Here is a 26,696-nt window from a genome sequence, read left to right as displayed (position 1 = left end):
CTGCCTCCCTCGAGTCCCATGGGGCTCAATGCTTCCACTGAGCCGATCCCGCGTCCCATTGGGTGTAGGTGTACGGGTTGTCCATCACCTTGGTCTCCGGGATGTCCGGGTTCATGCCTTTCTCCCAGGACTCCTTGCCCATCTGCCCGACCAGGTGCTCGATGGTGGCCTCGACCTTGCTGCGCGCCGCCGCGAGGTCGACATCCACCAGGCGATGGTCACGCTTCACCAGGCGCCCGTTGATCATCACGGTGTGCACGTCGCCGCGCTGCGCCTGGAACGCGACGTGGCCGTACGGGTTCAGGATCGGGAACATCACCGGCGAAGCATCGTTCTTGATCAGCACGATGTCGGCCTTCTTACCCGACTCCAGGCTGCCCACCTTGTCGTCCAGGCCGAGCGCCCGGCTGCCGCCGCGGGTCGCCCAGTCGACCACCTGCTCGGCGCGCAGGTGCAGATGGGTGACGGTCTCCGAGCGGCCGTGCGCCTCCATGTGCTCGCGGGACCGGTCGGCGCCGAGGGTGGTCCGCATCGCGGAGAACAGGTCGCCGCTCCACCACACGCTGGTGTCCATCGACAACGAGACCGGGATGTGGTGGTCGCGCAGCGCCCAGGTGGGCGGGTAGCCCTGGCCGGCGCTCTGCTCGCTCTCGGTGGAGACCGAGACCGAGCCGCCGGTGGCGGCGATGCGGTGGTAGGAGTCCTGGTTGAGCGTGGCCGAGTGGACGTAGATGTTCTGTGGCGTCATGAAGCCGTTCTCGTGCATCAGCCGGATGCCGTCGTCGTTGGTCGCGCCCCAGACACCGGCGTGGGTGGTCACCGGCACGCCGAGCTCGCGCGCCACCTCGAACGCCGCCTTCTCCGGGAAAGCCGGGTCGCCGGTGACGTCGAACGCCATCTGGAAGCCGAGCATGTCGTTGCCGCTGGAGATGCGCCGGTTGACGAAGTCGCGGAAGCCGTCGCTGGTCGCCCACTCCCACGGGCCCTGCTGAATGTTGCCGTAGGCGAGCACGAACCGGCCGGGCACCGCCTCGAGGGCGTCGACCGCGGCATCGGCGTGCTGGGGTGTCTGCAGGCCGTGCGACCAGTCGACGGTCGTGGTGACACCGGCGTCGATGGCCTCGATCGCGGCCAGCAGGTTGCCGGCATGGATGTCCTCGGGCCGGAACAGCTTGCCGGACTCCAGGTAGTACCAGACGAAGTACTGCGTGAGGGTCCAGTCGGCGCCGTACCCCCGCATCGCGGTCTGCCACATGTGCCGATGGGTGTCGATCATGCCGGGCATCAGGATGCCGCCGGCCGCGTCGATCTCCACGGCGCCCTCGGGAGCGGTGAGGCCGACGCCGATCTCGGCGATCCTGTCGCCGACGACCAGCACGTCCGCGTCGGTCAGGATCGTGTGCGCGTCATCCATCGTGAGCACTAAGCCATTGCGAAAGACCACGGTCTCGCTCATCGCCGGTCACTCCCCTTCGAGCCTCGGCGGACAGTCGTCCGTCTGGCGGTCGCTGTGAGGCCAATAGCTTCTTCCTCGCCGGATCCGCGTGTCAAGACCGAAGTTTCGCGTACGTAAAGTTGCTGTTGACACTGCCACCGCGACCGGAGAAGACTCTTCGCCAGCGGACAATCGTCCGCACAGCGAACGGCGAGCGAAGGGTGGACATGGGACCTCTGAGCGGCCTGGTGGTGGCCGACTTCTCCCGGATCCTCGCGGGTCCGTACGCGACGATGCTGCTCGCCGACCTCGGCGCCCAGGTCGTCAAGGTGGAGAGTCCGGGCGGTGACGACACACGGACCTGGATGCCACCGGTCCGGGACGGCATCGCGACCTACTACCTGGGCATCAACCGCAACAAGCGTTCCATCGCCCTCGACCTGAAGGCCCCGGACGATCTGGATGTGGCGCAGCGGCTCGCGCGTCGCGCCGACGTCCTGATCGAGAACTTCCGCCCGGGCGGCCTGCGCCGGTTCGGCCTCGACCACGAGACCGTCGCCGCGGACAACCCCGGCATCGTGTATGCGTCGATCACCGGCTTCGGCAGCGGCAAGGGCGCGGCCTATCCCGGGTACGACCTGATGGTCCAGGCGATCTCCGGTCTGATGAGCCTGACCGGCGACCCGGACGGCCCGCCCTACCGCGCCGGCATCTCGGTGTTCGACGTGATGGCCGGCATGCACGCCACGATCGGCATCCTGGCCGCCCTGCGGCACCGCGATGAGCACGGCACCGGCCAGCACATCGAGGTCAACCTGCTGTCGTCCGCTCTGTCCGGGCTGGTCAACCACAGCAGCGGTTACGTCGCCGGTGGCACCGTGCCGTTCCGCATGGGCAACGCGCACCCGAGCCTGTTCCCGTACGAGCCGCTGCCCACCGCCGACGGCGAGCTCATCGTGATCACCGGCAACGACGGCCAGTTCCGCAAGCTCTGCCAGGTGCTCGACCTGCCCGATCTACCCGAGGACCCGCGCTTCGCGCACAACCAGGACCGCACGGCCCACCGCGCCGAGCTCCGGCCGATCCTGGTCGAGCGGCTGGCCAAGCGCACCAAGGACGAGTGGTTCCGCGACCTGATGGCGGCCGGCGTGCCCTGCGCGCCGATCAACACCATCGACGGCGGGTTCGCGCTGGCCGAGGAGCTCGGCCTGGGGCCGGTCGTGACCGTCGGCGACGTGCCGGGCGTCCGCAACCCGATCAGGTTCTCGGCGACCCCGGCGGAGTACGAGTTGCCGCCGCCCGACCTCGACGAGCACGGTGAGGAGATCCGCGCGTGGCTGAGCGAGAGTTGAGCTTCCCGACGTCGATCGGCACGTCCGACGCCGACCAGATCAGCCTGCTCGGCCAGGACCTCGCGGCCGATCTGATGGGCAAGGTGGGCTTCGGCGAGCTGGCCTACTGGCTGGTGGCCGGGCGCCGGCCGACCGCCGGTGAGACGCGCGTCTTCGAGGCCGTGCTGGTCGCGCTCGCCGACCATGGCTTCACACCGACCGCGATCGCGGCCCGGCTGACCTATCTGAGCGCACCCGAGTCGCTGCAGGGCGCTCTCGCGGCCGGCCTGCTCGGCGGCGGTTCCCGGTTCCTGGGCGTCACCGAGGACTGTGGACGGTTCCTGCACGAGACGCTGGAAGGCCTCGAGGCGCATCCATCCGACGACGCCGGGTGGGACTCGGTCGCGCTGGAGGCGGTCCGGGCGGCACGCGCGGCGAAACGGCTCGTTCCCGGCCTCGGGCATCCGGTCCACAAGGTGCGTGATCCGCGGACCCCGGTGCTGATCGGCATCGCCGAGGAAGAGGGCCTCCGCGGGCCACACCTGCGCCTGTTCGAGGCCATCGGCCGCGTGCACCCCGAGGTGCTCGGCCGGACGCTTCCGCTGAACGGCGCCGGTGTGTGCGGGGCGGCCCTTGCCGACCTGGGCCTGCCGGTCGACCTGTTGCGCGGCTTCGCTCTGCTCGCTCGCGCGGCCGGCCTGCTCGGCCACCTCGCCGAGGAGCGGCGCCGCCCGCTCGGCATGGACATCTACCTGACCGTCGACCGCAACGCGGTCTACACCCCCGACGACTAGCCACCGACCGCAACGCGTTCCACGCCCCGACAACCGGCCGCGGACGCAACGCGGTCCACTCGCCCGACAACCAGCCGCAGACCGAGAGAGGAGCCGCCGTGGCCACCGTCGTAGCGGTGATCGCCTCCACCCATCATCCGTTCTACTACCGCGCCAGCACTGCCACCGGCGAGGACCGTCCGCCCTTCGCCGACGAGTGGGTACGCAAGATCACCGCGTTCCGCGAGACGCTCACCCGGGCCAATCCGGACGTGCTGGTGATGGTCGGGTCCGACCACTTCCACCAGCTCTGGCTCGACAACATGCCGCAGTTCCTCATCGGCAAGGCGCCGTTCTACGACGCGAACTGGTACAACGAGGAACGCGAGTTCGGGCTGCCGCGGATGCTGCTCAAGGGCGACGAGGATCTGTCCGCCCACTTGCTGCGCGAGGGTCTCGACCGCGACTTCGACCTGGCGTTCAGCAACGAGCTGCGGATCGACCACAGCATCACCTGCCCGATCATCACGCTGCGGCCGGAGGCCGACCTGCCGATCGTGCCGATCTACACCAACATCTTCGCGCCGCCGCTGCCCCGGCCGAAACGCTTCGTGCAGCTGGGCGAGGCGATCCGCGAGATCGTCGAGTCGTGGCCGTCGCACCTGCGGGTGGCGATCATCGGCACCGGCCACCTCTCGCTGGAGCTGGGCGGTCCCCGGCAGTTCGGCCCGCACGGGCCCGACCCCGAGTTCGACCGGCGGGCCGTGGAGTGGATCGCCACCGGCGACCTGGACGGCTGTCTCTCCGAGGTCACGCTGGACAGCCTGCACGCACCGGGAAACGCCACGCACGGCTTCATGGACTTCATGCTCATGATGGGCGTGGCCGGCGCCGGGGCGAAAGCGGACTACGTCGACAGCCTCGACCTGTTCCACACCATGGAGGCGTACTTCACCTGGTATCCGAACGGGGCGCCGAAATGAGCAAGTACCTGCTGAACAAGTTTCTGTACACCGTGGACCGGGATCCCGAGCTGGTGGAGCGCTACCGCGAGGACCCGGCCGGGACGGTGAGCTGGTGGGAGGCGGAACGCGCCAACGCGGTGCTCAACTGCTACACCGGCGAGGCCAGCACCTGGCTCCGGTTCACCGACGAGGAACGCGATGCGCTGACCACGCACGACCACGTGAAGCTCTTCGAGCTGGGCTCGCACCCGTTCCTGACGCTGACGCTGTTCATCGCGATGTTCGAGCGCGACCACGGCCCGCTGGAATACCAGATCGCGTACGGTCGGCGGCTTCAGCACTTCGACTTGCCCTACCCCGACATCGCGACATGATGCGCGCCGCCGTCATCGACACCTGCGGCCTGCCACCGCTGGTCAGCGAGCGCCCGGAGCCCGCGACCGGTCCCGGCGAGGTCCGGGTGCACGTGACCGCCGCCTCGATCACGCCGCTCGACCTGTTGTGCGCGTCCGGCACGTCGTATTTCGGGGCGCCCGCGACGCCCTATGTTCCCGGCGTTCAGGGCGTCGGCGTGCTGGATGACGGGACGCCGGTGTGGTTCGCGACGTCGGCCGGCATGCGTCCGGGCGACGGCAGCATGGCCGAGTGGGCGGTGGCCGCGCACGGCGACATCGTGCCGCTGCCGGAGGGTGTGGACCATCGTCTGGTCGCCGCCCTCGGGTTGTCGGCGGTCGCCGCGCTGATGGCGTTGACGTGGCGCGGCGACCTGCGCGCCGGCGAGCAGGTGCTGGTGCTCGGCGGCGGCGGGGTTGTCGGGCAGGCGGCGATCCAGCTCGCCAGGTTGCACGGCGCGAGCCGGGTCGTGGCCGAGTGCCGGTCGGACGCCGCGCAGCGCCGGGCCGAGCGGGCCGGGGCATCGGCAGTGGTCCGGCTGGACGAGCCCTGCTTCGACGAGCGACTGGCCGAGCAGGGGCCGATCGACCTGGTGGTGGACCCGGTCTTCGGGGCGCCGGCGGTGTCGGCGATGCACGTGCTGCGGCCCGGTGGACGGCTGGTCAACCTGGGCAGCTCGGCCGGCGAGAGCGCACCCTTCGACTCGGCGACGCTGCGCGGCAAGCACTTGAGCCTGCTCGGCTACACGAACACCGAGTTGACCAAGGAGCAGCGGGCCGACGCGGTCGCCGTGATCGCGGAGCACGTGCGCGGCGGCCGGCTGACACTCGACTACGAGACGGTCGCCTTCGCGGACATCGCCGACGCCTGGACCCGCCAGGCCACCGGCAAGGCCGACCGCCGCCTGGTGGTGGTGCTCTGACGACCCGCCCCTGCCGGATGCGTCCGCCGGGGCAACACGGCCCGGCGGACCCGGGGCACGACCCGGCATCGGGAAACGCGACCGATCAGCCGGGCCGGCCGGGGCTGGTGAACTCGGGCTGGTCGAGGACGCGCAGCCAGGAGCCGTCGGGCTGGCGGCGGACCACCTGGGCGCGGGCGCCCGATCCGTCCTTGGGCGGCGTCGACGTCAACGCCAGGTCGCCGCTGATCAGGGTGGGCAGGGGCTCCTCCGGCTCGAAGGCCGGCATGTGCGGCAGGGCGTTCTCCCACAGCTTCTGGATGGCGGCGCGGCCCACGGTCTGTTCGCCGGGCGGGTAGGCCATCACGGCGTTCTCCTCGTAGAGCAGCGCCAGGCCTTCGGCGTCCTTGGCGTTGGCGCGCTCGACGAACAGGCGGGTGAGGTCTTCGGGCTTGGTGGCCTTCTCTCGTTCGCTCATGACTCCACCGTCACCCCGGAGCATCCACAAGTCCAACTCATAGTTCTTGTCGTCGCTAGAATCATTGGTTATGGAACTGCGGCAGCTCGAGTACTTCGTGGCGGTGGCGGAGGAGGCCAACTTCACCCGGGCCGCCGAGCGGGTGCACATCAGCCAGTCGGGGGTCAGCGCGCAGATCCGTGCGCTGGAGTCCGAGTTGGGCGCGGAGTTGTTCGACCGCTCCACGCGCAGCGCACGACTGACCGGGGCGGGGGCCGCCGCGCTGCCTCACGCACGCGACGCCCTCGCGGCGGCCGAGCGGCTGAGCGGCGCGGTCGACGACGTGAACGGGCTGGTTCGCGGGCGCCTCGTCGCGGGCATGGTGCTGGGCTGCGAGATCAAACCGTGGTTCGGGGCGCTGGCCGCCTTCCACGACGAGCATCCGGGCGTCGAGCTGGAGCTTCGGGAGAGCAACTCGGACGTGCTGATCGCCGACGTGCGGGCCGGCACCTCCGACGTGGCACTGGTCGGGATCGCGGGCGAGCCGCCGGACGGGCTTTCCGCCGAGGTGATCATCAGCGAGGGGCTGGCGGCCATCGTGCCGCGGGGGCATCCGCTCGACGGCCGGTCGGATGTGCCATTGGCGACGCTTTGTACGTACCCCATCGTGTCTTTGCCTTTGGGGACCGGGATCCGCAGCGTCTTCGATCAAGCCTGCGCCGCGGCGGGGTTGCGGCCGGTCATCGCGCTCGAGGCGTCGGCACCCACCGCGGTCGCGGATCTCGGCGCGCGCGGGCTGGGTGTCGCGGTGCTCAGCCGGTCGATGGCCGCCGGCTTCCCGGAGCTGGTCGCGCGCCCGATCGCGGACGTCGACGTGCCCGCGCTGCTGGCCGTCGTCTGGCGGCCGAGACCGAGCCCGGCCGCAACAGCCTTCCTGCGGCATTGCCGAGACGCCTTCGCTGCCTGAGGCAGACGAAGCTGAGCAAGGGCGAAAGCCAAGACGACGAGATGTGGAGATCTGGTTCTCCATGTGAGGTCCAAGGTTCGCGGCGCGCTGATCAGCATCGTGAGATGCATGAGCGAGCGTGCGAACGACGTCGTAGTGGTCGGCAGCCGATGTGCCGGCGCCGCGACCGCGATGCTCCTGGCCCGGCGCGGTCTGCGGGTCACCGTGGTCGAGCGGACCCGGACGCCGGCCGACACCCTGTCCACGCACGGCATCGCGAGGGGCGGCGTGGTGCAACTCGCCCGCTGGGGCCTGCTCGACGCGGTCCTGGCGAGCGGCGCACCCCCGATCCGGCAGGTCGTTTTCAACGTGGACGGCGACGAGACCGTGCGCACGATCCGGGACCATGCGGGCGTCGACCATCTGATCGCGCCGCGACGCTACCTGCTCGACGAGATTCTGGCCGGCGCCGCGCGGGAGGCCGGCGCGACGATCCGCACCGGCGTGACGGCGACCGAGGCGCTGCGCGGCGGCGACGGCCGGGTCGCGGGTGTCCGGACCAGCGGGGGTGACATCCCGGCGCGGCTGACCGTCGGTGCCGACGGCGTGCGGTCCCGGATCGCGAACCTGGTCGGCTCCGAGATCGTCGAGAGCTTTCCGGCGGACGCCGCCACCTTCTACGTCTACGTCGCCGCGCTGGAGAACCGTGGCTTCGAGTATCACGTCGGCCGTGGCGCCTTCGCCGGTGTCTTCCCGACGCACGACGGCGAATCCTGCGTCTGGGTGTGCGGCCCGACGTCGATCGCGCCGCAGGCCACGACCGGCTTCGCCGACCTGCTGGCCCAGGTTTCCCCGTCGCTTGCGGCCCGCGTCAGGCAGGGTCACGTCACTTCCCGGGTACGCGGCGCCGCCCGCCTGCCGAACCATCGCCGCCGCGCCACCGGGCCGGGCTGGGCGCTGGTCGGCGACGCCGGCTACCACCGCGACCCGATCACCGGCCACGGCATGACGGACGCGTTCCGGGACGCTGAGCTGCTGGCCCGCAACCTCGACAACCTTCCGGAGTACGAGCGGCTGCGTGATGCCGCCGCCGCGGAGGTTTTCGCGATCACCCGTGACATGACCCGGTTCCCGGAGCCGGCGCGCTTCACCGAACTGCAGCGGCGACTCGGCCGCGTCCTCGACGAGGAGGCCACGATGCTGGCCGCCCTACCCCAAAAAGAAGCCCTACCCCAAGGAGAATTGGTATGACCGTCAACGGAGTCGACACGAGCACCCTGTTCGCCACGATCGGCGCGGTGCAGGCGCAGCCTGAGCTGGCCCAATTCCAGTTCCGGGCCCGCAACCGCTGGGTCAGCGGCACGCACAACCGGTCCACGATCAACGGCTACTCCGGCGCCGGCCAGGAGCATGTCCGGGCCGTCGACCACGAGTACGACGCCGACCACCCGCCCGTCCTGACCGGCTCCGACCAGGGGCCCACCCCGGTCGAGTTCCTGTTGCACGCGCTGGCCGCCTGCCTGACCAGCGGCCTGGCGAACATCGCCGCGGCGCGGGGCATCCCGCTGTCCGAGGTGACGTCCACCGTGGAGGGCGACATCGACCTGCAGGGCATCCTGGGCCTGAACAGCGAGGTCCGCAACGGCTACCAGGGCATCCGGGTGACCTTCGAGGTCCGTGGTGACGCCTCGCCGGAGCAGCTCGCCGCGCTGGTCACCCAGTCGGGCAAGCGGTCGGCGGTGCTTGACGTGCTCACCAACGGCGTCCCGGTGGAGATCCAGGTCAAGGCCGGCTGAACACGCCGTCGCCGGCGGCCACCAGGGCGATCCCGGAGGCCGCCACCAGGTCACGGACGGTCACCGAGGCGAGGAAGTGACCGGGCGCCGCGAGCGAGGCCAGGCGTACCGCCTCGTCGACCCCGGGACCGGAGACCACTGCGCCATCCCTGGCGATCTCCGCGATGTGCAGGCCGAGCCGGGCGTCTCCGAGTGGCTTGGTCAGCATGTCGCGGATCGCGGTGGCCGGCCCGTCGTAGATCGCGACGGGCACGCCCGCCGGGGTGCGCGTCACCGGCACGGCCAGCGGCGGGACGGTGCCGCGGATCGCGAGCACCGCCCGTAATGCCAGGTCGGGTGGCCGCGTCGGGCCGAGGGACGTCAGGAACGCGGCGATCGGGTCGAGGATCTGGTGGGAGTCGATCGCCACGAAGTGGTCGGCGCCGGGCAGCTCGACGAAACGCGCACCGGGAATATGTTCGGCCAGGTAGCGGCCCTCCTCGGGGCGGCTGTCCCGATCGCCGCGGCGGTGCAGGACCAGCGTCGGCACGCGAACCGACGGCAGCGCGTCCCGGACGTCGACCAGGGTGTTCATGGCGATCAGCGCCCGTACCGTCGACGGGGTGGCCGCGGCCCGCGCCCGCTGGCCCCACCACCGCGCCATCGCGTCGTCGGCGGACGGCGCCATCACCCGCATGTCCGCCTCCCAACTCCATTCGACGGCGAGCCGTTCGACGTAGCGTTGCCGTTCCTCCCGGGTCGGCGCCCACGGGTAGTCGTCGGACCGCTCACGTTTCGCATAGGAGCCGTAGAGGACGAGCGCCTCGACCCGCTCCGGGTACATCGCCGCCAGCAGCGCGGCCATCGGCCCGCCTTCGGAGTAGCCGAACAGCACCGCCCGCCCCGAGCCGGACGCGTCCATCACGGCCAGCAGGTCGTGCATGCGGGTCTCCAGGTCGGGGACGTCCCGCGGCCGGTCGGAGAGCCCGGTGCCACGCTTGTCGAAGCGGATCAGCCGGCCGAGCCCGCCCAGCCGGTCGAGGAAGGCGGCGTGGCGCGGGTCCGCCCAGTCCAGTTCGAGGTGGGACACGAAGCCGGCGACCAGCACGATGTCCCGTGGCCCGCCGCCGGTGACCTGGTAGGCGATCTGCAGCCCGTCACTCTCCGCGTAGCCGACCGGCTCATGTCGCGGCGCGGGTGACGCCGCACCGTCACGAACCGTGCCGACGAACCGGTAGCCTTTGCCGTGCACGGTCCGGATCAGCCGCTGCGCCTGCCCGTTGTCGCCGATCGCCTGGCGGCCCTGCTTGATCCGGCTGGTCACGGCCGACTCGCTGACGAACCGGCCGCCCCAGACCTGGTCCATCAGCTCTTCCTTGGACACCACCCGGTCCCGGTGCGCGACGAGGTAGGCCAGCACCTCGAAGACCTGAGGCTCGACGGGCACCCGCACGCCCGCGCGGCGCAGCTCGACAGCGTCCGGATCAATCTCCAGATCCTCAAAAGCCCAGGTCACACAGGCAACCTAACGCCCCGGTGTCAGAGTCCGCCACCAATGTCACTACCTAGGTCGACAGCTCCGGGCGGTCCTTTGAAGTCTCCTCGGGTGGCGCGACCCGGTCCGCCGAGGTGCTGGAGGCAGACCGCGCCCGGAACGTCGAAGCACTGGCCGCGCCCGCCACAGTCGGCAAGGTATCGCCGCGCATCCGGCACCCCGGCCTCCTGGTCCACCCGGAAGATCAGCGGCAGGTCGGCCTTCTCGTCCCGCCGGGCCTCCCGGTACGTGGCCGCGACAGTCCCGGCCACGTCGGAGTAGGGCAGGGCCCGGCCGACCGCGGCTTCGACGAACGCCGCGTACTCCCGCTCGTGCCGGACGAACTCCCGCCACCAGTCGCCGACCAGCACCGACGGCACCGCCAGGGAGGACGAGGGGCGTCGCGCGAAGAGCCGGAACCACTGCCTGGCCGCGGTCTCCACAGTGGCCAGTTGCGCCTCGGTCAAGGCCGGGCGGGCCGCGGAGACGCGCTGCCGCACACCGGCCGGGAACACGTACAGATCAACGGCGGCCACCCGCCGGGACGCGAAAACCATGCCTCAGTGTGCGCCGGAGAACGGTCCCCCGACAGCCGCCCATTGGAGCAACATGATGGTCTTGGCGTCGGCGATCCGCCCGTCGTGGCACATGGCGAGCGCCTCCTTGAACGGCAGCTCGACGACCGCGATGTCCTCACCGTCGTCGGCCAGCCCACCGCCGGCGGTCGTCCGGCTGCCCGGTTCGTACGGCGCCGCGTAGAAGTGCAGCCGCTCGGTCACCGATCCCGGACTCATGTAGACGTCGAACACGTGCTCGAGCTCGCCGACCTCGACGCCGAGTTCCTCGGCCGCCTCGCGCCGGATCGCCGTCTCCGGGTCGTCGTCGTCGAGCAGCCCGGCGGCCGTCTCGAGCAGCATCCCGTCCGGGTGGTCGTTGACATAGGCCGGATAGCGGAACTGCCGCGCCAGCAGCACGGTCTCCCGCGTCAGGTCGTAGAGCAGGATCGTCGCGCCGTTCCCCCGGTCGTACGTCTCCCGGCTCTCCGAACTCCACGACCCGTCACCGTGCCGATAGTCGTAGGTCGTCCGGCGCAGCACATGCCACCCACTGGCGAGCAGCTCGACCCGCTTGACCACGACATCCGCGTTCCGATCGAGCTCCAGCCCGGCCCGATCGAGCCCCAGCCGCCCCCGATGATCCGGGACATCAACCCCTGGCACCCCCATGCCGCCACCCTACGTTGATCTTTCCAACCCATGCTGAGGTACGCGCACAGCAGAGTCCCGCCCCTCAGCCGGCCGCCGTCGCCGGTCCCGCTCCGCGCGCCGCCGCCGGGTTGTTCCCGGCGGCGCACGCCAGGGCCCCAGCCCCGCCGATGGCACCCGTGATGCGTATAGGTAAGCAGAGCGGCGACCGTGACTAGAGCTGAACACCGTTCGGGGTTGAGGTCTGGCCAGGCCGTGTGCACTTGGCGCTTTCGCCGGGTGTGCCAGGCGCCGGGGTGCCCGCTCGCGCTCGCTGCCGCCGCTCACGCCCGGCGCGGGGTCCGGTCGGCTTTCCAGGCGCCCGGGTGCCCACTCACCGTCGCTGCCGCCGCTCACGCCCGGCGCGGGGTCCGGTCGGCATTCCAGACGCCCGGGTGCCCACTCACCGTCGCTGCCGCCGCTCGCGGCCGTGGCCGGGCGCGGTCGGGTCCGCCAGGCCCCCGGGCTGCCCACTCACCGTCGCTGCCGCCGCTCGCGGCCGTGGCCGGGCGCGGTCGGTGGTAGGAGCAGGCGCGAGTGGTAGGACCAGGCACGCAGTGGTTGGCCAGCACGGTATTTCGGCCGAAATACCGTGCTGAGCTACCACCGTCCGCGCGCGTGGTAGCCAGGAGCGCTCAGCCGGGCGGGACAGCGCCTTCGGCTACCACCGTCGTCTCCGGCTACCACCGCGAGTGGCGGCTACCACCGTCGTCTCCGGCTACCACCGCGAGTGGCGGCTACCACCGTGAGTGGGCACCCCGGCCGCCTGGCAACCCGGCCCGACCCCGCGCCCGGCAACCCGGCCCGACCCGCGCCCGGCAACCCAGCCCGACCCCGCCCCTCGCGCAAGCGCCGGCAGCAGGGGCAGACGCCGGAAAGACCCGGCAACGCGAACCCTTGCCAGACCTCCACCGCGAAAAGTCTCTAGTCACGTGACCAGCGATGCGTCCAGGTAAGCAGAGCCAATGAGGGGCGCGTGCGGGCGGCGGGGGGACCGCCCGCACGCATCGAGGAAAGAGTCAGTCGTCCTCGGCGAAGACGAGCTTCTTCGGCTCGCCCGCGTCGTCGCCGCTGCGGCCTCGGAGCCGCGCGATGATCCGCGGCAGGTAGGGCACGAGCAGCGCCACCACGGCCAGGGCCAGCAGGATCACGGTGAGCGGGCGGGTCACGAAGACCGTCATGTCGCCGTTGGACACCAGCAACGCGCGGCGGAACTGCATCTCCATCATCGGGCCGAGGATCAGCCCGAGGATCACCGGCGCGATCGGGAAGTCGAAGTGCCGCATGCCGAAGCCGATCACCCCCACGGCGTACGCGATGAAGACCTGGTTGATGCTGCCCGTCGCCGCGTAGACGCCGAGTGTGGCGAAGACCAGAATCCCCGCGTACAGAATCGGTCTGGGAATTTGAAGGACCTTGACCCACACCCGGATCAGCGGGAGGTTGAGCGCCAGGAGCAGCACGTTGCCGACGTAGAGCGAGGCGATCAACGCCCAGACCAGCTCCGCGTTCTGGTCGAAGAGCTGCGGGCCGGGCTGCAGGTTGAAGATCTGGAACGCGGCCAGCATGACCGCCGCGGTCGCCGACGTCGGGATGCCCAGCGTGAGCAGCGGCACCAGCACGCCGGAGAAGGCCGCGTTGTTGGCCGCCTCGGGACCGGCGACACCCTCGATCGCGCCCTTGCCGAACTCGGCCTTGTTCTTCGAGCGGTGCTTCTCGTACGTGTACGACAGGAACGTCGGCACGTCCGCCCCGCCGGACGGCAGCGCGCCGAACGGGAATCCGAGCGCTGTGCCGCGCAGCCACGGACCCCACGAGCGCCGCCAGTCGTCCCGGCTCAACGTGGGCGTCCCCGGCTGGATCGGCTCCACGGTCGTCGGCAGCCATCGCAGACGCGACGCCACGTACAGGGTCTCGCCGATCGCGAACAGGCCGACGATCACCACCACCACGTCGATGCCTTCGAGCAGTTCGGTCGTACCGAAGGTGAAGCGTGCCTGACCGGTGAGCCCGTCGATGCCGACCAGCCCGAAGAACAACCCGAGCATCAGCGAGAGCAGGCCGCGGAGCAGTGACCGGCCGACGAGCGCGGTGACCGCGACCATGGCGAGCAGCGCGAGCGCGAAGTAGTCGGAGGCCCGGAACGTGGTGGCCAGCTTGGCGACCGGCTCGGCGAACAGGCTGAGCAGCAGCGTCGAGATGGTGCCGGCGACGAACGAGCCGATCGCCGCGGTGGCCAGCGCCGCCTTCGCCCGGCCACGGCGGGCCATCTGGTAGCCCTCGATCGCGGTGGCCACCGACGCCGACTCGCCGGGCGTGTTGAGCAGGATGGACGTGGTCGAGCCGCCGTACATCGCGCCGTAGTAGATGCCGGCGAACATGATGAACGTGCCGATCGGGTCGTCCAGGCTGAACGTGACGGGCAGCAGCAGCGCGATGGTCAGCGCCGGCCCGATGCCCGGCAGCACCCCGACGAACGTGCCCAGCGTGACGCCGATGATCGCGTACAGCAGGTATTCGGGCTGGAGGACCGTCGCGAAGCCGGACAGCAGGTCACCGAAGACGTTCACAGCGGGAACACTCCCGCCGGCAGGAAGATCTCGAGGAGGCGGGTGAAGGCGAAGTAGACGGCGAGCGGCAGCACCACCGCGACGATCACGTCACGCACCAGGCTGCGGCTACCCAGCACCCGGGACACCGCGATGATGAACAGGAACGCGGAGACCACGAAGCCGGCGTACTCGAGAATGATCGCGAAGCCGACCAGACAGCCGACGACACCGAGCGGGGCCTTCCAGCCGGCCGGCTCCTCGTCGTCCTTCTCGGAGTTCTGGTGGCGGTACCGCACCAGGTAGAGCGCGGCGATCACCACCCACCCGCCGGTGACCAGCACCGGCGCGAGCCGAGGGCCCTGCGGGCTGAAGTCACCGCCGGCCGCGTTGACCGCCGCGATCAGCAAGCCGATCCCGACGAGTAGCAACGCGGCCGGCAGGACCCAGCCGGAGCGGCGGCCGGCGACAGGCCCCCGCTCCGGTTCGGACTCGGCGGTCATCCGCCGAGCCCGATTTCGGTGAGCACCCCGGTGATCCGCTGGTTCTCACTGGTGAAGTAGGCCTTCGCGTCCGCACCGCTCTTGTAGAAGTCCTCCCAGCCCTGATCGGCCAGGGTCGCCTTCCACTGCTCGGACGTGTGCAGCTTGTCGATCATGGCGGTGATCGCCTGCTGGGTGGGTTCGTCGACCCCCGGCGGAGCTACGATGCCGCGCCAGTTCATCAGCTCGACGTCGTACCCCTCGTCCTTGATCGTCTTGGCCGGCGAGCCACCGCCGACGTCCACACCCTTGGCGCCGGACACCGCGAGCGCCCGCACCTTGCCCGACGAGACCAGGTCCTTGAACTCGCTCTGCCCCGACACGGCAGCGGTCAGGTCGCCCGCGAGCAGCGCGGCCTTCGACTCGCCGCCACCCGAGTAGGCCACGTACTTCATCGCTTTGGGGTCGGCGCCGGCCGCCTTGGCGAGCAGCCCGATCAGAATCTGGTCGGTGCCACCGGCCGAGCCGCCACCCCAGTTGATCGACGCGGGGCTGGCCTTGGCGTCATCCATCAGCTGCTTGAGCGTCTGATACTTGGAGTTCGCCGGCACCACGATCACTTCCTGCTCGGCGGTGAGCGTCGCGATCGGCGTGACCTGGTCCAGTTTGACCGGCGACTTGTTGGAGACGACACCGCCGACCATGACCAGGCCCATCACCATCAGGTGGTGCGGGTCGCCGTTGTTCTTGGACACGAGCTGCGCCAGCCCGATGGTCCCCGCCGCGCCGGTGACGTTGTAGACCTCGACGGACTGGTCGATGAGCTTCCCGTCGGTGAACGCCTTCTGCATGGTGCGCCCGGTCAGATCCCAGCCCCCACCGGGAGCCGCGGGCACCATGAGCTGCACCGTCTTGGTCGGGTATTTGACCGGCCCGCTGCCGTTCGCGGCCCCCGGCGAATCCCGCTCACACCCGGCCAGCGCACCGGAAACCAGCATCGCGGACACAGCCACCGCCACCGCACGCTTCACGACCGCTCCTCAGGTTACGAGTTCGTTTCGCAGATGCTGCACGCCCGCAGTGACACCGGTCACCCTTCCGAAGGCGATGGTTCTTTTGGTCATTTAGAAACCAAAGACCGACCCCTTCTTTTGACCGGCTCGGGCTGTGAAGTTTGATCGCAAGAGCGGCCCGCCTGATCACGAGAGGGGCCCGCCTCGCGAGAGGGGTCATGGCGTTTGATCGCGAGCTGACTGGCGATGGCTCGCGCGACGGGTCAGGTGATCCAGCGGTAGCGGCGCTGGGGGCGACCGGCTGAGCCGTAGCGGAGGCGGACCTCGGCCTTTCCGGTTTCGACGAAGTGCTCGAGGTAGCGGCGGGTGCTCACGCGGGAGAGGCCGATCCGCTCGGCGCACTCGCCTGCCGACAGGTCGCCGTCATAGGAGCGCATGGCCGCCGCGATCAGCGCCGAGGTGTCTTCCGTCAGGCCTTTGGGCAACGACTTCGGGGTGGTGCGCAACGCCACGAAGAGGTCGTCCACATCGGACTGCGCCACGTCGCGCGCGGAGGAGAGCCGGCCGTAGGCGTCGGCGTAACGCTCCAGCCGGTCGCGCAGGACGTCGAAGGTGAAGGGCTTCAGGACGTAGTGGACCACGCCGCCGTGCAGGGCCGACCGGACCGTGCCGACATCCCGGGCCGCCGTGACCGCAAGAACGTCAGGCCCGCCGCCGTCAGGCCCACCACGGTCAGACCCGCCACGGTCAGACCCGCCACCGAAGCCGCCTCGGCCGGAGAGGCCACCCGGGCCGTCGCCGCCGGAGCCGCCAACGCCGCCGGAGCCGCCGGAGCCGCCCGGGCCGCCCGGGCCATCGCCGCCGGGACCGGGACCGCCCGGGCCGTCGCCGCCGGAGCCGGAGTCGGTGGCTCGGGTGGGCTTTTCGCGGAGGCGGCGCAGGACCTCGAGGCCGGAGATGTCGGGCAGGTAGATGTCCAGGAGGACCAGGTCGGGGCGTTGTGCCTCGGCCATGGCCAAGGCGTCGGCGCCGGTGTGGGCGACGCCGATCGTGGTGAAGCCGGGCACGCGGTCGACGAAGCCGCGATGCACCTTGGCCACCATGAAGTCGTCGTCGACGACCAGGACCCGGATCACGGGACCGCCTCCAGCGCGTGGCCCAGCCGTGCCGTGAACGTCGAGCCCTCCACCGAGACCGTGCCGCCGCGGTGCACGCAGATCAGGCGGATCATCGCCAGGCCCAGGCCGTGGTGGCCGTCCTCCTCGCCCTTCGTGCTGTAGCCCTGTTGGAAGACCCGCTCGGCCAGCTCGGGGGCGACGCCGGAGCCGGTGTCGGTCACCGTCACCACAACCTCATCGCCCTCGGCGCGCACCGTGACCGTGATCTCGCCGCCGGTGCGCACCGCGTCGAAGGCGTTGTCCACCAGGTTGCCGACCACGGTGACCAGGTCGGTGGAGAGCCGCTCGTCGACGGCCGGCAGGTCGGTGGCGTCGCCGATGGTCAGGGTGACGTGCTGTTCGGCGGCCAGGCTCGCCTTGGCGATCAGCAGCGCGGCCAGGGCGGGGTCGCGGATCACCCGGGTGACCTCGCGGTCCAGGCTCTCGTGCAGCTCGCTGGTCCGCGTGATGTAGCGGACCACCTCCTCGTGCTCGCCCAGCTCGACCAGCCCGGCGATGGTGTGCAGCCGGTTGACGAACTCGTGCGCCTGCGCCCGCAGCGTGTCGGTGGTGTGCCGGCTGACGTCGAGCTCGCGGCGCAGCGCGGTCATCTCGGTACGGTCGCGCAGCGTGGTCACCGAGCCGACGTCGCGCCCGCGCATCACCACCGGCTGCCGGTTGAGCACGACCACCCGGTCGTCGCTGAGCACCACCTGGTCGACGCCGGCCGACTTGCCGGTCAGCACGTCCAGCAGGGCCGGCTCCAGCCCCAGGTCGGGCAGGGCCCGGCCGACCGCGTCGGCGCGCAGGCCGAGCAGCCGGATCGCCTCGTCGTTGACCAGGGTCACCCGGTGCGCCGAGTCGGTGCCGATCACGCCCTCCTTGATGCCGTGCAGCATCGCCTCGCGGTGCTCGACCAGCCCGGAGATCTCCCGCGGCTCCATGCCGAGCGTCTGCCGTTTCACCCGGCGGGCCAGCAGCAGCGAGCCGCCGACCCCGACCACAGCGCCCAGCACCAGGTAGATCAGGAGGTTGGGCACGGCGCTGCCGAGCTGGCCGACCAGCGTGGGATAGGCCCGCCCGACGATGATCATGCCGATGAACCGGCCGTCCTTCTCGGCCAGCACCGGGACGTGCGCGACCAGCTGCTTGGGTTCGTCGAGCACGCCGACCCAGGACCGGCCGGACAGGCCGGTGCTCGCACCCATCGGCGCCCGCCGGCCGGCGTCGGGGCCGGTCACGATCGTGCCGGTCGCGTCGGTGACGGCCACATAGGACGCACCGGAGACGGCCCGCGCGCTCTCCGCCACGGTCTCCAGCACGTCCCGCCCGGCCCCCGGGTCGCCCAGGCCGAGCCGGACCGTGCTGTTGATCGCCGTGTTCTCCCCCACCGACCGCAGGCGCTCGCCCTCGACCCGCCGGAACGCGGCATCCGCCTCGGCGATCGACACCGCCGCCACGGCGACCACGACCAGCAGCACGATGGCCAGCTGCATCATCAGCAGCTGGCCGGCGAGCGACAGGCGTTGGCGCATGCGCCCATGGTGCTTGGTGATCCGGTTCGGGGAAAGGGCCTGTGGATAACCGGGCTGATTGTGCTTGGCTGTCTGCCATGCGACGGCGGAGTGTTCTGGGCGGCGCGCTGGCGCTCGCGCTCGCCGGGTGCGCCGGGGACGACGACGCCGATCTGCGGATCATGGTGCCCAACCCGCCGGGCAGCGGATATGACATCACCGCCCGGGTGCTGGCCGCGGCCCTCGACTCGGGCGGCATCGCGCGCGGCGTCGAGGTGTTCAACCTGCCCGGGGCGAGTGGGGTGGTCGGGTTGCGGCGGCTCGCCTACGAGCGTGGCAACGAGCGGCTGCTCATGCTGATGGGGCTGGGGCTGGTCGGCGCGCAGATCACGGCGGACGCGCGGGTCCGGCTGCGGGACACCACGCCGGTCGCGCGGCTGGTGCAGGAGCCGGCGGTGCTGGTGGTGCAGCGCGATTCACCGTACGGGTCGCTGGACGAACTGATCGCCGACTGGCGGGCCGATCCCGCCGGCACGGCGATCGGTGGCGGATCTCTCGCGGGCGGGCCGGATCACCTGGCCACGATGCTGCTCGCCGAGGCGGTCGGCCTGCCGCCGGCGCGGGTCCGATACCAGCGGCACGACGGCGGCGGTGACCTGCTCGCGGCGATTCTGCGGCGCGAGGTGGATTTCGCGATGTCCGGGTTGAGTGAGTACGCGGATCAGATCGAGTCGGGTCAGCTCCGGGCGCTGGCGGTGACCAGTGCGGAGCCGGTGCCCCAGTTGCCGGCTCCGACCGTACGCGATGCCGGTCTTGATGTGGTTTTCAACAACTGGCGCGGGCTGGTGGCGCCGCCGGGGCTGTCCGGAACCGGCCGGGCGGACCTGCACACCGTGATCGACAGATTGGACAAATCGCGCGCGTGGGCGGCGGCGCGCAAGAGGTTCGGGTGGACGGCGGCCTACCTGGGCGGCGACGAGTTCGGGGCGTTCCTGGCCGCAGAGGACGACCGGGTGTCACGGGTCCTGCAGCGGCTGGCGTTGCCGGCGCCCGGCTGAGTCGCCCGCGGACGGCTCGATGCGCTGCTCGTGCTGCTCGACCTCGGGACGCCAGCGGGCGGCACCCGGGTTGTAGATCAGGTCTATCGGGCCCATCACGTGAGCGGCGGAACCGCTGCGGCGCACGCGGCGCGCCAGCCACACCAGCGCCAGCAGGACCGCGCCGAACACGGCGGTGACGACCAGGATCGTCAACACGATGTCCATGCACCCATCATGCCCGACGTCCTTCGCCGTCGGGGTCACGACCCGAAACGGCGCCTCGCGTCGTCGGCCGCCCGGTTGACGCTCTCCACGATCGGCCCGAGGTCGGCCTGCGGCGATGGGTTGCTATCCACGTCTCGACCTCCTCGGCCGGCCACAGCCGGCCCTGGGCGAGCGTCGCCACCGCGGCCGGGAAGTCGCGGCGCCGGGCCAGCTTGTAGAAGCGTCGCCGCCCGATCGGGGCGAGCATGGAACGGATTTCCCGGGCACCGACCAGTCGTACCGTCACGGTGTGAATGCTAGTCGGGCGACTAGCCCTTGCGAGCCACCGCGCCGTACGCGTCGATGTATTCGTCCGGGTCGTCGCCGCGCCGCCACTGGGTGATCTGGGTCAGGCCCGGCTCGACGAGCTCCAGCCCGCCGAAGAAGGAGGCGATCTCGTCGGGGCTGCGCAGGATGTACGGCACGCCACCGCTCTCGGCCAGCTTGTCGGCGCCGTCCACCACCGACTTGCTGGTGTTGGTGCCGTCCCACAGGACCAGGTGGCTGCCCGGGGCGGCGGCACGCACCGTGGTGCCGACGATCGCCCGGATCACCTCAGGGTCGGGCTCGTAACCCAGCACGCCCATGTACATGATCGCCACCGGCTGCGTCAGGTCGAGCGACTCACCGGCCGCGGCCAGGATCTTCTCCGGGTCGTGGTAGTCGGCGTCGACATAGGTGGTCAGGCCCTCGGTGGTGGAGCCGGCCAGCAGCGCGCGGGCGTGCACCAGCACCATCGGGTCGTTGTCGACGTAGACGATCCGCGACTCGGGGGCGATGCCCTGCGCCACCTGGTGCGTGTTCTGCATGGTCGGCAGGCCGGTGCCGATGTCCAGGAACTGCCGGATGCCCACCTCGGCGGCGAGGTAGCGAACCGCCCGGATCAGGAAAGTCCGGGACGTACGCGCCATATCGGCGATCTCGGGGTAGACCGTCACCACGGCGTCGCCGGCGGCCCGGTCGGCGGCGAAGTTGTCCTTGCCACCCATCCAGTAGTTCCAGATCCGCGCGGCGTGCGGCACGTCCGCCTGCAGCGAGGCGGCGAGATCAGGGTCCGGTCCGGCCATGGAACGCAGGCTAGCAGTCATCGTGTCCACAGTGATCTTCCGTTCGGCCAGGTTCGGGCCGCCGAACAGGCCTCCCCGGTTCGTGCCACGGTTTGCCGGAGCAGGGGCGCGGGCACCGGGAGATCGACAGCATGGGTGAGGTCGGAAGCCCGCCGGTCTGGAGGAGATCTCGTGAAGGCTCGTCGCTCCACTGTTCTGTTCGGTGTCCTGGCCGCCGGCCTGGTGCTCACCCAGCAGGCCTGCACGAGTGCCGGCCAGCCCGTCGCCGGCCCGGCCCCCAGTGCCGACGCTCCCAGTGCCGACGCTCCCAGTGCGGACACCCCCAGCGACGACGCCACTCCGGTGCCGTCAAGCAAACCGACCACGAAGAAGGCCGACACGCCCCCCAAGAGGGGCGACATCCTGGCCGGCAAGCGTCAGGTCGTGATCAAGCCGAACCCGAGCTACGAGTCGATCGTCGTGGTCGACGCCAAGGGCCGGCTGAGCACCACCGACGGCGAGGCCGAGCACGGGCTGTTCGTGTTCACCCCGGTCGGCGACAAGTTCCAGATCAAGACCGCCAAGGCCGGCGCCGGCGGCGAGCCCTCCTGCCTGGGCGTCAAGAGCAACGGCAGCAACCCGCTGACCGTCGTCGCCGCGGCCTGCGACACGTCCCGGGGCGGCCAGTTGTTCACGATCACGGAACAGAAGAAGAAGGACTCCGAGGGCGACCCGACGTACGCGATCTCGAACGACGGCGCCTTCCTGCAGATCTTCAGCAAGTACGGCCTGATCGCCCAGGAACTCGGCGACTCGCCGCTGGAGACGACCTACTCCTTCGTCGACAACGGCCCGTCGAAACTGCCCGCGCTCGACTGACGGTAAATGAATGGCGGCCCGCCGGCGCGATCACGCACACTGTGATCCGACGCCGACGGGCCATCTGCCCGTCCTGACGGAGGAAAGGAGTACCGCCGTGTCGTGCATCGTTCGAAAGCCCTGGCACCGGTGGTGCGCCTAGCGCCTTCCCCTTCTACGGGCGTAGCTCAATTGGCAGAGCACCGGTCTCCAAAACCGAAGGTTGCAGGTTCGAGTCCTGCTGCCCGTGCGATTCTTCGCGCCGTTAGCTCAGTTGGTAGAGCAGCCGCCTCTTAAGCGGCTTGTCACAGGTTCAAGTCCTGTACGGCGCACTGCGGGATGGAGCAGTTCGGAGTGCTCGCGGGCCTCATAAGCCCGAGGTCGCCGGTTCGAATCCGGCTCCCGCTCCCGTTCCGGTGGCTCAGTCGGTAGAGCGCCGCCTCGACACGGCGGAGGTCCCTGGTTCAAGTCCAGGTCGGAACACATCAGTCCGGCGACCTGCCGGCGCGCGGATCCTCGGAATGGTCGCGCTCGGCCGCGAAGAGCCGGTACATCGACCGGAGGCTGCCGCTCACGTACGCCGGCTGGGAGTCTGGGAGTACTGAGTCAGTCGCCCAGGTAGAGGCAGAACGGGTGACCGGCCGGATCCAGCATCACCCGGACCGTCTCCTGGGGCTGAAACCCGGCCGGCTCGGCGCCCAGCCTGACCGCGAACGCGACGGCCTCCTCCAGGTCATCGACCTGCAGCTCGAGGTGCATCGACATCTGCGGCTCACCGGGCGTGGCCGGCCAGACCGGGCGTACGTAGTGCTTCTCGGTCTGGAACCCCAGGTTGTACCCGGCATCCGCGGACGGCGCGACCGAGGCGCCCCCGTCGTCCCCCGGGAAATATTCCCAGCCGAGCAGCGCCGCATAGAACCGCCCCAGAGCGGCCCCGTCCGGCGCATCCAAGGTCACACCCCACCAACTGCTTCGCGTACGCAACGGCATGTGCTCTTCATACCCGGTTCCCGGTATCTTGCTCAGCGTTCAGTAGGGAGTGCCGCGGAAGGGCTGGTCGGCAGACTGTCATGCATCTCGCCCGCCGGAGTCCGGCCCTCGTGCTGCTGCTGGTCGTGCTGGTCACGGCGGGCGCCGGGGTGTGGTTGACGGTCGGCGCGGGCGGGCGGGCGGAGCGCCGGCACGTGGTGGTCGACGGGGTGCCGCTCGATGAGGTGCACCCTCCGATCGTTGCTGGTCGGCACCGGCCGGCAGTCGTCATCGCGCACGGTTTTGCCGGTTCGGCGGTGCTGATGGCGCAGCTCGGTGACTCGCTGGCTGCCCGCGGCCATGTCGTGGTGCTGCTGGACTTCACCGGGCACGGGGCGAACCGGCGGCACCTCCCGGACAGGGCCGCGAGCACCGGAGCGTCCACCGAGGCGCTGCAGGGCGACCTCGGCACCGCGCTGAGGCACCTGCGGAGTCTGCCGGATGTCGACCCGGGCCGGGTGGCGCTGGTCGGCCACTCGATGGGAGCGACGGCGGTCACCCGGTACGCGGTGGCGCATCCGGAGATCACCGCGACCGTGGCGATGTCGCTGCCGGACGCGTCGACGGTGTCGCCGGACCGGCCGCGACGATTGCTGCTGCTCGTCGGAGGGCTCGAGTTCCCGGCGTTCCACGCCGAGGCCGACCGTGCGGCGCGCGGCGCGGACCGGTCAATGGTGGTGGTGCCCGGCGTCGAGCACATCTCCATCCTGTACGCGCCACGCGCCCATCGTGAGATCGCCGTCTGGCTGGGCGACAGTTCCACCGATCCGGCGATGCCGTCTCCGTTGCGCCGGGTCGGCGGCGCCGCGATCCTGCTGCTGTCGCTGCTGGCCGGGCTGTATCCGCTCGCACGACTGCTGTTCGGTCCGGCCCACGGTTCCTGGCCGCGCAGGCTGCCCCGGCAGGTCGGCTACATCGCCGTGCTGGCCGCCGCGGCCACGGCGATCGCCGCGCTCCTCGCGGCGGTGCTGCCGAGCCGGGATCTGCCGCTGGCCCTCGGCGGATACATCGTCGGCTTCACCGCCACCGCCGGGCTGGGGATCCTCGGCTATCTGCGGTGGCGCGGCCCGATCTTCCCGGTGGGCCCGCCGCGGACGGAGGCGGGACCGCTGCGCCTGGCGGTCGCCGCGATCGTTCTCATCGGGTACGCGGCGGCCGCGATCGCCGTACCCCTGCATCTGGGTCTCACCCACGCGCTTCCCGTGGGTGACCGATGGTGGCTGCTTCCCGTGGTCTGGGCCGGCTTCGCCCTGTTCGCCTACGCCACCGAACGGGTCGCCACCGGCGACAGCGTCGGCGTGCTCGCCGCCTCGGCGGTCGCGGTCATCGCCCTGACCTGGGCGGCAGTGGTCGGTCTGACGTCCAGCTTTCTGCTGCTGGTCGTACCACTGCTCGCGATCCTGTCGCTGTGGCAGGCAATCTGGAGTGCGATGCTGCACCGGTTCTCGGCGCCGCCGTGGCTCATCGCGCTCGTGGGTTCGCTGGTCGTCGCATGGCCGATCGCGACCGCGCTGCCCCTCGGGTGAACAAACTTCTTCCTGGACCTGTCGGATCCCGGGCTGCCCGATCGTGGAGGGGATATGGAATCCCACGTGCTCACCACCCGCCAAGCGCTCGCCCGTCGCATGTTCGAGCTGCTGGAGCCGATCTGCCTGGTCACCTACATGGCCGACGAGTGCAACGAGGAGATGGCCGCGCTCGGCCACCGCACCTACTGGGACGGCTACTTCGCCAGCCGTGCCGCGCCGCTGGGCCGGGTGCCCGCGCAGGTCGTGCACGCGGCCTTCTACAGCTTCGCCGAGGGCGAGGCCGCGCGGCACATCCCGAGCGCGTGGGAGAAGATCCCGCCCGAGGCGTCCCTCGCCGCACGGGAGCGGGGCAGCGCGGCCTCCGTGCGGCGGATCCTCGGCGACGAGCTGGCCGGCTCCCCCGGCCTCGCCCGCGCCGCCGATCTGATCACCAAGGCCGCGACGAGCGCGCCCACCGCGGGCCGGGTGATGTACGCCGGACTACGCACCGTCCCGGTTCCGAGCGACCCGGTCGCCCGGCTGTGGCACTCCGCGAACATGCTGCGCGAGCACCGCGGCGACGGCCACGTCGCCGCACTGGTCGGCGCGAACATCGGCGGCACGGAGGCTCACATGCTCAGCGCGCTGGCCATGGGCATCTACCCGGCGGAGTCGTTCGGGCGCGTCCATCACCTGCCGAAGGAGCGGCTGGCCGAGGCCATGGACGGGTTGCGCGAGCGCGGGATCGTCGACGCCGACGGCCGGTTCACCGACGCCGGCCGGGCGACCCGGCAACGCATCGAGGCCCTGACCGACGAGCTCGCCGCCCCGCCGTACGACGCCCTCACGCCCGCCGAGCTCGACGAGCTGATCGCCGAGCTCGAGCCCCTCACCGCGAAGCTGGCGGCCGCGGGGTCGCAGTAGGGCCGCCCGGGCAGCTTCGCGTTTGCGCTGGTAGATAACACATGGCCGGAACGCCCTCGTAGCTAGGGGATAGAGCATCGGTTTCCTAAACCGTGTGTCGTGCGCCACAGAACCCCTGGTCAGCGCGCAAAAGTCCGCTTTGAGCAGCATAGATAGCTATTCATCGATGCTCATCGTCGATCGTCCTCGGGCGGTATTTTCCGGTACTTGTGGCACGTTCCTGGCACGCCGACGGCATGGTCGAGTCGTGCCGGACGGCCTTGCGGTGGCGTCCGGGACGCACTGGTACCCTGCTGGCAGGGCCCAGTAGCTCAGGGGATAGAGCACCGCTCTCCTAAAGCGGGTGTCGCGCGTTCGATTCGCGCCTGGGCCACCACCTCGACCGAGCCCCGGCATCGGCCATCCAATGTTCGGAGCCGCGCTCTGTGGCGGGCATCCGGGAGAGTCAGTTTCAGCCGCCATCGACATTGCACAACCCGGTCGGCGACGTAGACGACAGCTAGGGCCACCGCGCAACAAGAATGCGCGTTGCCATGTGACGGCACTGCTGATGTCGATGCCCAGGCAACGGGCCAGCACGCCAGTCGGCAGTTCGGCGGCGAGCTGGAACAGCGCGGCAATGCGAGTGACCCGAGTCGAGAGGCCGACGGCGTTGAGACGCTTAAGTTCTCGCCCGGCAGAGCCCAGCCGCCGCTGGCGGGAGTAATGCGTTTCTTGAGAAACCGGACCGTCGACGGGTTAGAGACCGTCAGTCTCGCGCTGGCGCGCCTCCATGTCGGCAATGTACTTGTCGACCTGCGATCGCCTGAAGCGGACATATTTTCCTACACGGAAGCCAGGAGGCCCTTCACGGTTGGCCCGCCATTTTCGTATCGTGGCCGATGGAACCTTGAAGATTTCGGCAACCTCTTCGAGCGTCAGGAGCTCGTCGGCCGCCGTCTTACCGGGCTCTGTTCGCAAATCGATCACCGTTCACCCAGGTTGCAAGTAGCCGCTACTCAATCAGGGCAGAGTGAGGCTCGGGTCTTCTGATTATTCAATGATGATCATTGTTCCCCGAACTTTTCATTCGCGGGAGCTGTCTGCGGCTAACCCGGTCACTGACCTCGAATGGGGCCCGAACTCTCGTCTGAGTCCTGTACGGCAGCACCGACATAGGCCGGGACAGCCTCAGACAGCTAGTCAACCGAGACACGTGCCGACGAAGCTCAACAGTCGTTGCGTCAACTTCGACGCCGTTCGATGCTGAGCATCATCGCTGCATGTAGGAGCCAGTCGGCGTGAGAGTGTCGCGCATACGCTCTACCGCCGACCTCGCCGGTGAAGGCTCGGGTCGACATGGACGTCGACTGTCGTATGGGGACTGTGTGAGTTCATATCCGAGTACGCTTTCGGCGGCGCTAGCCTGGCATCACGCAGGGTGTTCGGTTATGAGTTCCCCCCGTTTCGACGGAGCGGTGGTTACCTGCTTCCGGTCGGGGCAGGGGTGAGGTTATCTGGCTCGGTCTGGGTGTGCCAGGCGGTCTCGTATTCGTCCGGGCTCAGGTAGCCGAGTTCC

General features: G+C 70.2%; 26 protein-coding genes and 5 tRNA genes. 17 read left to right on the top strand and 14 right to left on the bottom strand.

The annotated features are described in order from the left end of the window. Nucleotides 1-25 precede the first annotated feature (25 nt). Nucleotides 26-1,456, bottom strand: coding sequence for an amidohydrolase family protein (locus QSK31_RS17090; protein ID WP_285684994.1), 1,431 nt, complete (start codon nt 1,454-1,456; stop codon nt 26-28). A 206-nt stretch (nt 1,457-1,662) separates the two neighbouring features. On the opposite strand from QSK31_RS17090, the gene QSK31_RS17085 reads away from it, so the two are divergent. From QSK31_RS17085 to QSK31_RS17065, 5 genes are all read left to right on the top strand, one after another. Then, entirely contained in the window at nt 1,663-2,787 is a 1,125-nt protein-coding gene (locus tag QSK31_RS17085; RefSeq protein ID WP_285684993.1) for a CaiB/BaiF CoA transferase family protein, read from the top strand. After that, nucleotides 2,769-3,560, top strand: a complete 792-nt coding sequence (locus QSK31_RS17080; protein ID WP_285684992.1) for a citryl-CoA lyase — start codon at nt 2,769-2,771, stop codon at nt 3,558-3,560. The genes QSK31_RS17085 and QSK31_RS17080 overlap by 19 nt, the downstream gene beginning before the upstream one ends. A 98-nt stretch (nt 3,561-3,658) precedes the next feature. After that, nucleotides 3,659-4,522, top strand: coding sequence for a DODA-type extradiol aromatic ring-opening family dioxygenase (locus QSK31_RS17075; protein ID WP_285684991.1), 864 nt, complete (start codon nt 3,659-3,661; stop codon nt 4,520-4,522). Beyond that, complete coding sequence (locus tag QSK31_RS17070; protein WP_285684990.1) at nt 4,519-4,878, top strand: hypothetical protein; 360 nt, start codon at nt 4,519-4,521, stop codon at nt 4,876-4,878. Before QSK31_RS17075 ends, QSK31_RS17070 begins: the two co-directional genes overlap by 4 nt. Beyond that, entirely contained in the window at nt 4,875-5,819 is a 945-nt protein-coding gene (locus QSK31_RS17065) for a quinone oxidoreductase family protein (protein ID WP_285684989.1), read from the top strand. The genes QSK31_RS17070 and QSK31_RS17065 overlap by 4 nt, the downstream gene beginning before the upstream one ends. A gap of 85 nt (nt 5,820-5,904) precedes the next feature. Here the strand turns inward: QSK31_RS17065 and QSK31_RS17060 are convergent, their stop codons facing one another. Continuing rightward, nucleotides 5,905-6,276 carry a YybH family protein gene (locus QSK31_RS17060; protein WP_285684988.1) on the bottom strand — a complete coding sequence of 124 codons (372 nt, stop codon included), beginning with the start codon at nt 6,274-6,276 and terminating at the stop codon, nt 5,905-5,907. Between the two features lie 70 nt (nt 6,277-6,346). Here QSK31_RS17060 and QSK31_RS17055 point away from each other — a divergent pair, with 70 nt between their 5' ends. The 3 genes from QSK31_RS17055 to QSK31_RS17045 all read left to right on the top strand — a co-directional run bounded on the left by QSK31_RS17055 (nt 6,347) and on the right by QSK31_RS17045 (nt 8,997). Next, the gene (locus QSK31_RS17055; protein ID WP_285684987.1) at nt 6,347-7,222 is read left to right on the top strand and encodes a LysR family transcriptional regulator; all 876 of its coding nucleotides are present in this window, start codon (nt 6,347-6,349) and stop codon (nt 7,220-7,222) included. Between the two features lie 108 nt (nt 7,223-7,330). Next, nucleotides 7,331-8,452 carry an NAD(P)/FAD-dependent oxidoreductase gene (locus QSK31_RS17050; protein ID WP_285684986.1) on the top strand — a complete coding sequence of 374 codons (1,122 nt, stop codon included), beginning with the start codon at nt 7,331-7,333 and terminating at the stop codon, nt 8,450-8,452. Further along, a complete protein-coding gene (locus tag QSK31_RS17045) occupies nt 8,449-8,997 on the top strand; it encodes an OsmC family protein (RefSeq protein WP_285684985.1) in 549 nt (182 codons plus the stop codon). The genes QSK31_RS17050 and QSK31_RS17045 overlap by 4 nt, the downstream gene beginning before the upstream one ends. On the opposite strand, the gene QSK31_RS17040 is transcribed toward QSK31_RS17045, so the two are convergent. From QSK31_RS17040 to QSK31_RS17005, 8 genes are all read right to left on the bottom strand, one after another. Continuing rightward, complete coding sequence (locus QSK31_RS17040; protein ID WP_285684984.1) at nt 8,984-10,492, bottom strand: alpha/beta hydrolase; 1,509 nt, start codon at nt 10,490-10,492, stop codon at nt 8,984-8,986. The two genes, QSK31_RS17045 and QSK31_RS17040, sit on opposite strands and share 14 nt — an antisense overlap. A gap of 23 nt (nt 10,493-10,515) precedes the next feature. After that, complete coding sequence (locus QSK31_RS17035; RefSeq protein WP_285684983.1) at nt 10,516-11,067, bottom strand: UCP032817 domain-containing protein; 552 nt, start codon at nt 11,065-11,067, stop codon at nt 10,516-10,518. 3 nt (nt 11,068-11,070) lie between these two features. Then, nucleotides 11,071-11,736, bottom strand: a complete 666-nt coding sequence (locus QSK31_RS17030) for an NUDIX domain-containing protein (protein WP_285684982.1) — start codon at nt 11,734-11,736, stop codon at nt 11,071-11,073. A gap of 1,037 nt (nt 11,737-12,773) precedes the next feature. Beyond that, nucleotides 12,774-14,324: a tripartite tricarboxylate transporter permease gene (locus tag QSK31_RS17025; RefSeq protein ID WP_285684981.1), complete on the bottom strand. Its 1,551-nt coding sequence runs from the start codon at nt 14,322-14,324 to the stop codon at nt 12,774-12,776. Further along, nucleotides 14,321-14,806, bottom strand: a complete 486-nt coding sequence (locus QSK31_RS17020; RefSeq protein ID WP_285684980.1) for a tripartite tricarboxylate transporter TctB family protein — start codon at nt 14,804-14,806, stop codon at nt 14,321-14,323. The genes QSK31_RS17025 and QSK31_RS17020 overlap by 4 nt, the downstream gene beginning before the upstream one ends. Continuing rightward, complete coding sequence (locus tag QSK31_RS17015) at nt 14,803-15,816, bottom strand: Bug family tripartite tricarboxylate transporter substrate binding protein (protein WP_285684979.1); 1,014 nt, start codon at nt 15,814-15,816, stop codon at nt 14,803-14,805. Before QSK31_RS17015 ends, QSK31_RS17020 begins: the two co-directional genes overlap by 4 nt. A 245-nt stretch (nt 15,817-16,061) precedes the next feature. After that, on the bottom strand, nt 16,062-16,934 hold the full coding sequence (locus tag QSK31_RS17010) for a response regulator (protein ID WP_285684978.1): 873 nt from the start codon (nt 16,932-16,934) through the stop codon (nt 16,062-16,064). After that, nucleotides 16,931-18,490 (bottom strand): sensor histidine kinase, encoded by a 1,560-nt coding sequence (locus QSK31_RS17005; RefSeq protein ID WP_285684977.1) that lies wholly within the window; start codon nt 18,488-18,490, stop codon nt 16,931-16,933. Before QSK31_RS17005 ends, QSK31_RS17010 begins: the two co-directional genes overlap by 4 nt. Before the next feature lie 77 nt (nt 18,491-18,567). On the opposite strand from QSK31_RS17005, the gene QSK31_RS17000 reads away from it, so the two are divergent. After that, a complete protein-coding gene (locus tag QSK31_RS17000; protein ID WP_285684976.1) occupies nt 18,568-19,527 on the top strand; it encodes a Bug family tripartite tricarboxylate transporter substrate binding protein in 960 nt (319 codons plus the stop codon). Here QSK31_RS17000 and QSK31_RS16995 read toward each other — a convergent pair. Continuing rightward, nucleotides 19,486-19,734 (bottom strand): hypothetical protein, encoded by a 249-nt coding sequence (locus tag QSK31_RS16995; RefSeq protein WP_285684975.1) that lies wholly within the window; start codon nt 19,732-19,734, stop codon nt 19,486-19,488. The two genes, QSK31_RS17000 and QSK31_RS16995, sit on opposite strands and share 42 nt — an antisense overlap. A 308-nt stretch (nt 19,735-20,042) precedes the next feature. Continuing rightward, a complete protein-coding gene (locus QSK31_RS16990) occupies nt 20,043-20,840 on the bottom strand; it encodes an SAM-dependent methyltransferase (RefSeq protein WP_285684974.1) in 798 nt (265 codons plus the stop codon). A gap of 171 nt (nt 20,841-21,011) precedes the next feature. Here QSK31_RS16990 and QSK31_RS16985 point away from each other — a divergent pair, with 171 nt between their 5' ends. From QSK31_RS16985 to QSK31_RS16965, 5 genes are all read left to right on the top strand, one after another. Next, the gene (locus QSK31_RS16985) at nt 21,012-21,698 is read left to right on the top strand and encodes a hypothetical protein (RefSeq protein ID WP_285684973.1); all 687 of its coding nucleotides are present in this window, start codon (nt 21,012-21,014) and stop codon (nt 21,696-21,698) included. Between the two features lie 156 nt (nt 21,699-21,854). Further along, a tRNA-Trp gene (locus QSK31_RS16980) sits at nt 21,855-21,927 on the top strand. Between the two features lie 9 nt (nt 21,928-21,936). Next, nucleotides 21,937-22,009, top strand: a tRNA-Lys gene (locus QSK31_RS16975). A gap of 1 nt (nt 22,010) precedes the next feature. After that, nucleotides 22,011-22,085: transfer RNA gene (locus tag QSK31_RS16970), tRNA-Met, on the top strand. A gap of 2 nt (nt 22,086-22,087) precedes the next feature. Next, nucleotides 22,088-22,160, top strand: a tRNA-Val gene (locus QSK31_RS16965). A 123-nt stretch (nt 22,161-22,283) separates the two neighbouring features. Here QSK31_RS16965 and QSK31_RS16960 read toward each other — a convergent pair. Further along, nucleotides 22,284-22,667 (bottom strand): VOC family protein, encoded by a 384-nt coding sequence (locus QSK31_RS16960; protein ID WP_285684972.1) that lies wholly within the window; start codon nt 22,665-22,667, stop codon nt 22,284-22,286. Nucleotides 22,668-22,747: 80 nt separating this feature from the next. On the opposite strand from QSK31_RS16960, the gene QSK31_RS16955 reads away from it, so the two are divergent. The 3 genes from QSK31_RS16955 to QSK31_RS16945 all read left to right on the top strand — a co-directional run bounded on the left by QSK31_RS16955 (nt 22,748) and on the right by QSK31_RS16945 (nt 25,514). Further along, nucleotides 22,748-24,232 carry a dienelactone hydrolase family protein gene (locus tag QSK31_RS16955; RefSeq protein WP_285684971.1) on the top strand — a complete coding sequence of 495 codons (1,485 nt, stop codon included), beginning with the start codon at nt 22,748-22,750 and terminating at the stop codon, nt 24,230-24,232. A gap of 54 nt (nt 24,233-24,286) precedes the next feature. After that, nucleotides 24,287-25,138, top strand: coding sequence for an SCO6745 family protein (locus QSK31_RS16950; protein ID WP_285684970.1), 852 nt, complete (start codon nt 24,287-24,289; stop codon nt 25,136-25,138). Nucleotides 25,139-25,438: 300 nt separating this feature from the next. After that, nucleotides 25,439-25,514: transfer RNA gene (locus QSK31_RS16945), tRNA-Arg, on the top strand. Between the two features lie 362 nt (nt 25,515-25,876). Here QSK31_RS16945 and QSK31_RS16940 read toward each other — a convergent pair. Next, nucleotides 25,877-26,107: a helix-turn-helix transcriptional regulator gene (locus QSK31_RS16940; RefSeq protein ID WP_285684969.1), complete on the bottom strand. Its 231-nt coding sequence runs from the start codon at nt 26,105-26,107 to the stop codon at nt 25,877-25,879. Between the last annotated feature and the right edge of the window lie 589 nt (nt 26,108-26,696).

It is taken from the genome of Actinoplanes sp. NBRC 103695 (assembly GCF_030269485.1).
GTDB lineage: Bacteria > Actinomycetota > Actinomycetes > Mycobacteriales > Micromonosporaceae > Actinoplanes.
Note: the sequence above shows the minus strand (reverse complement) of the source record. Positions and strands in the feature narration are given on the sequence as shown.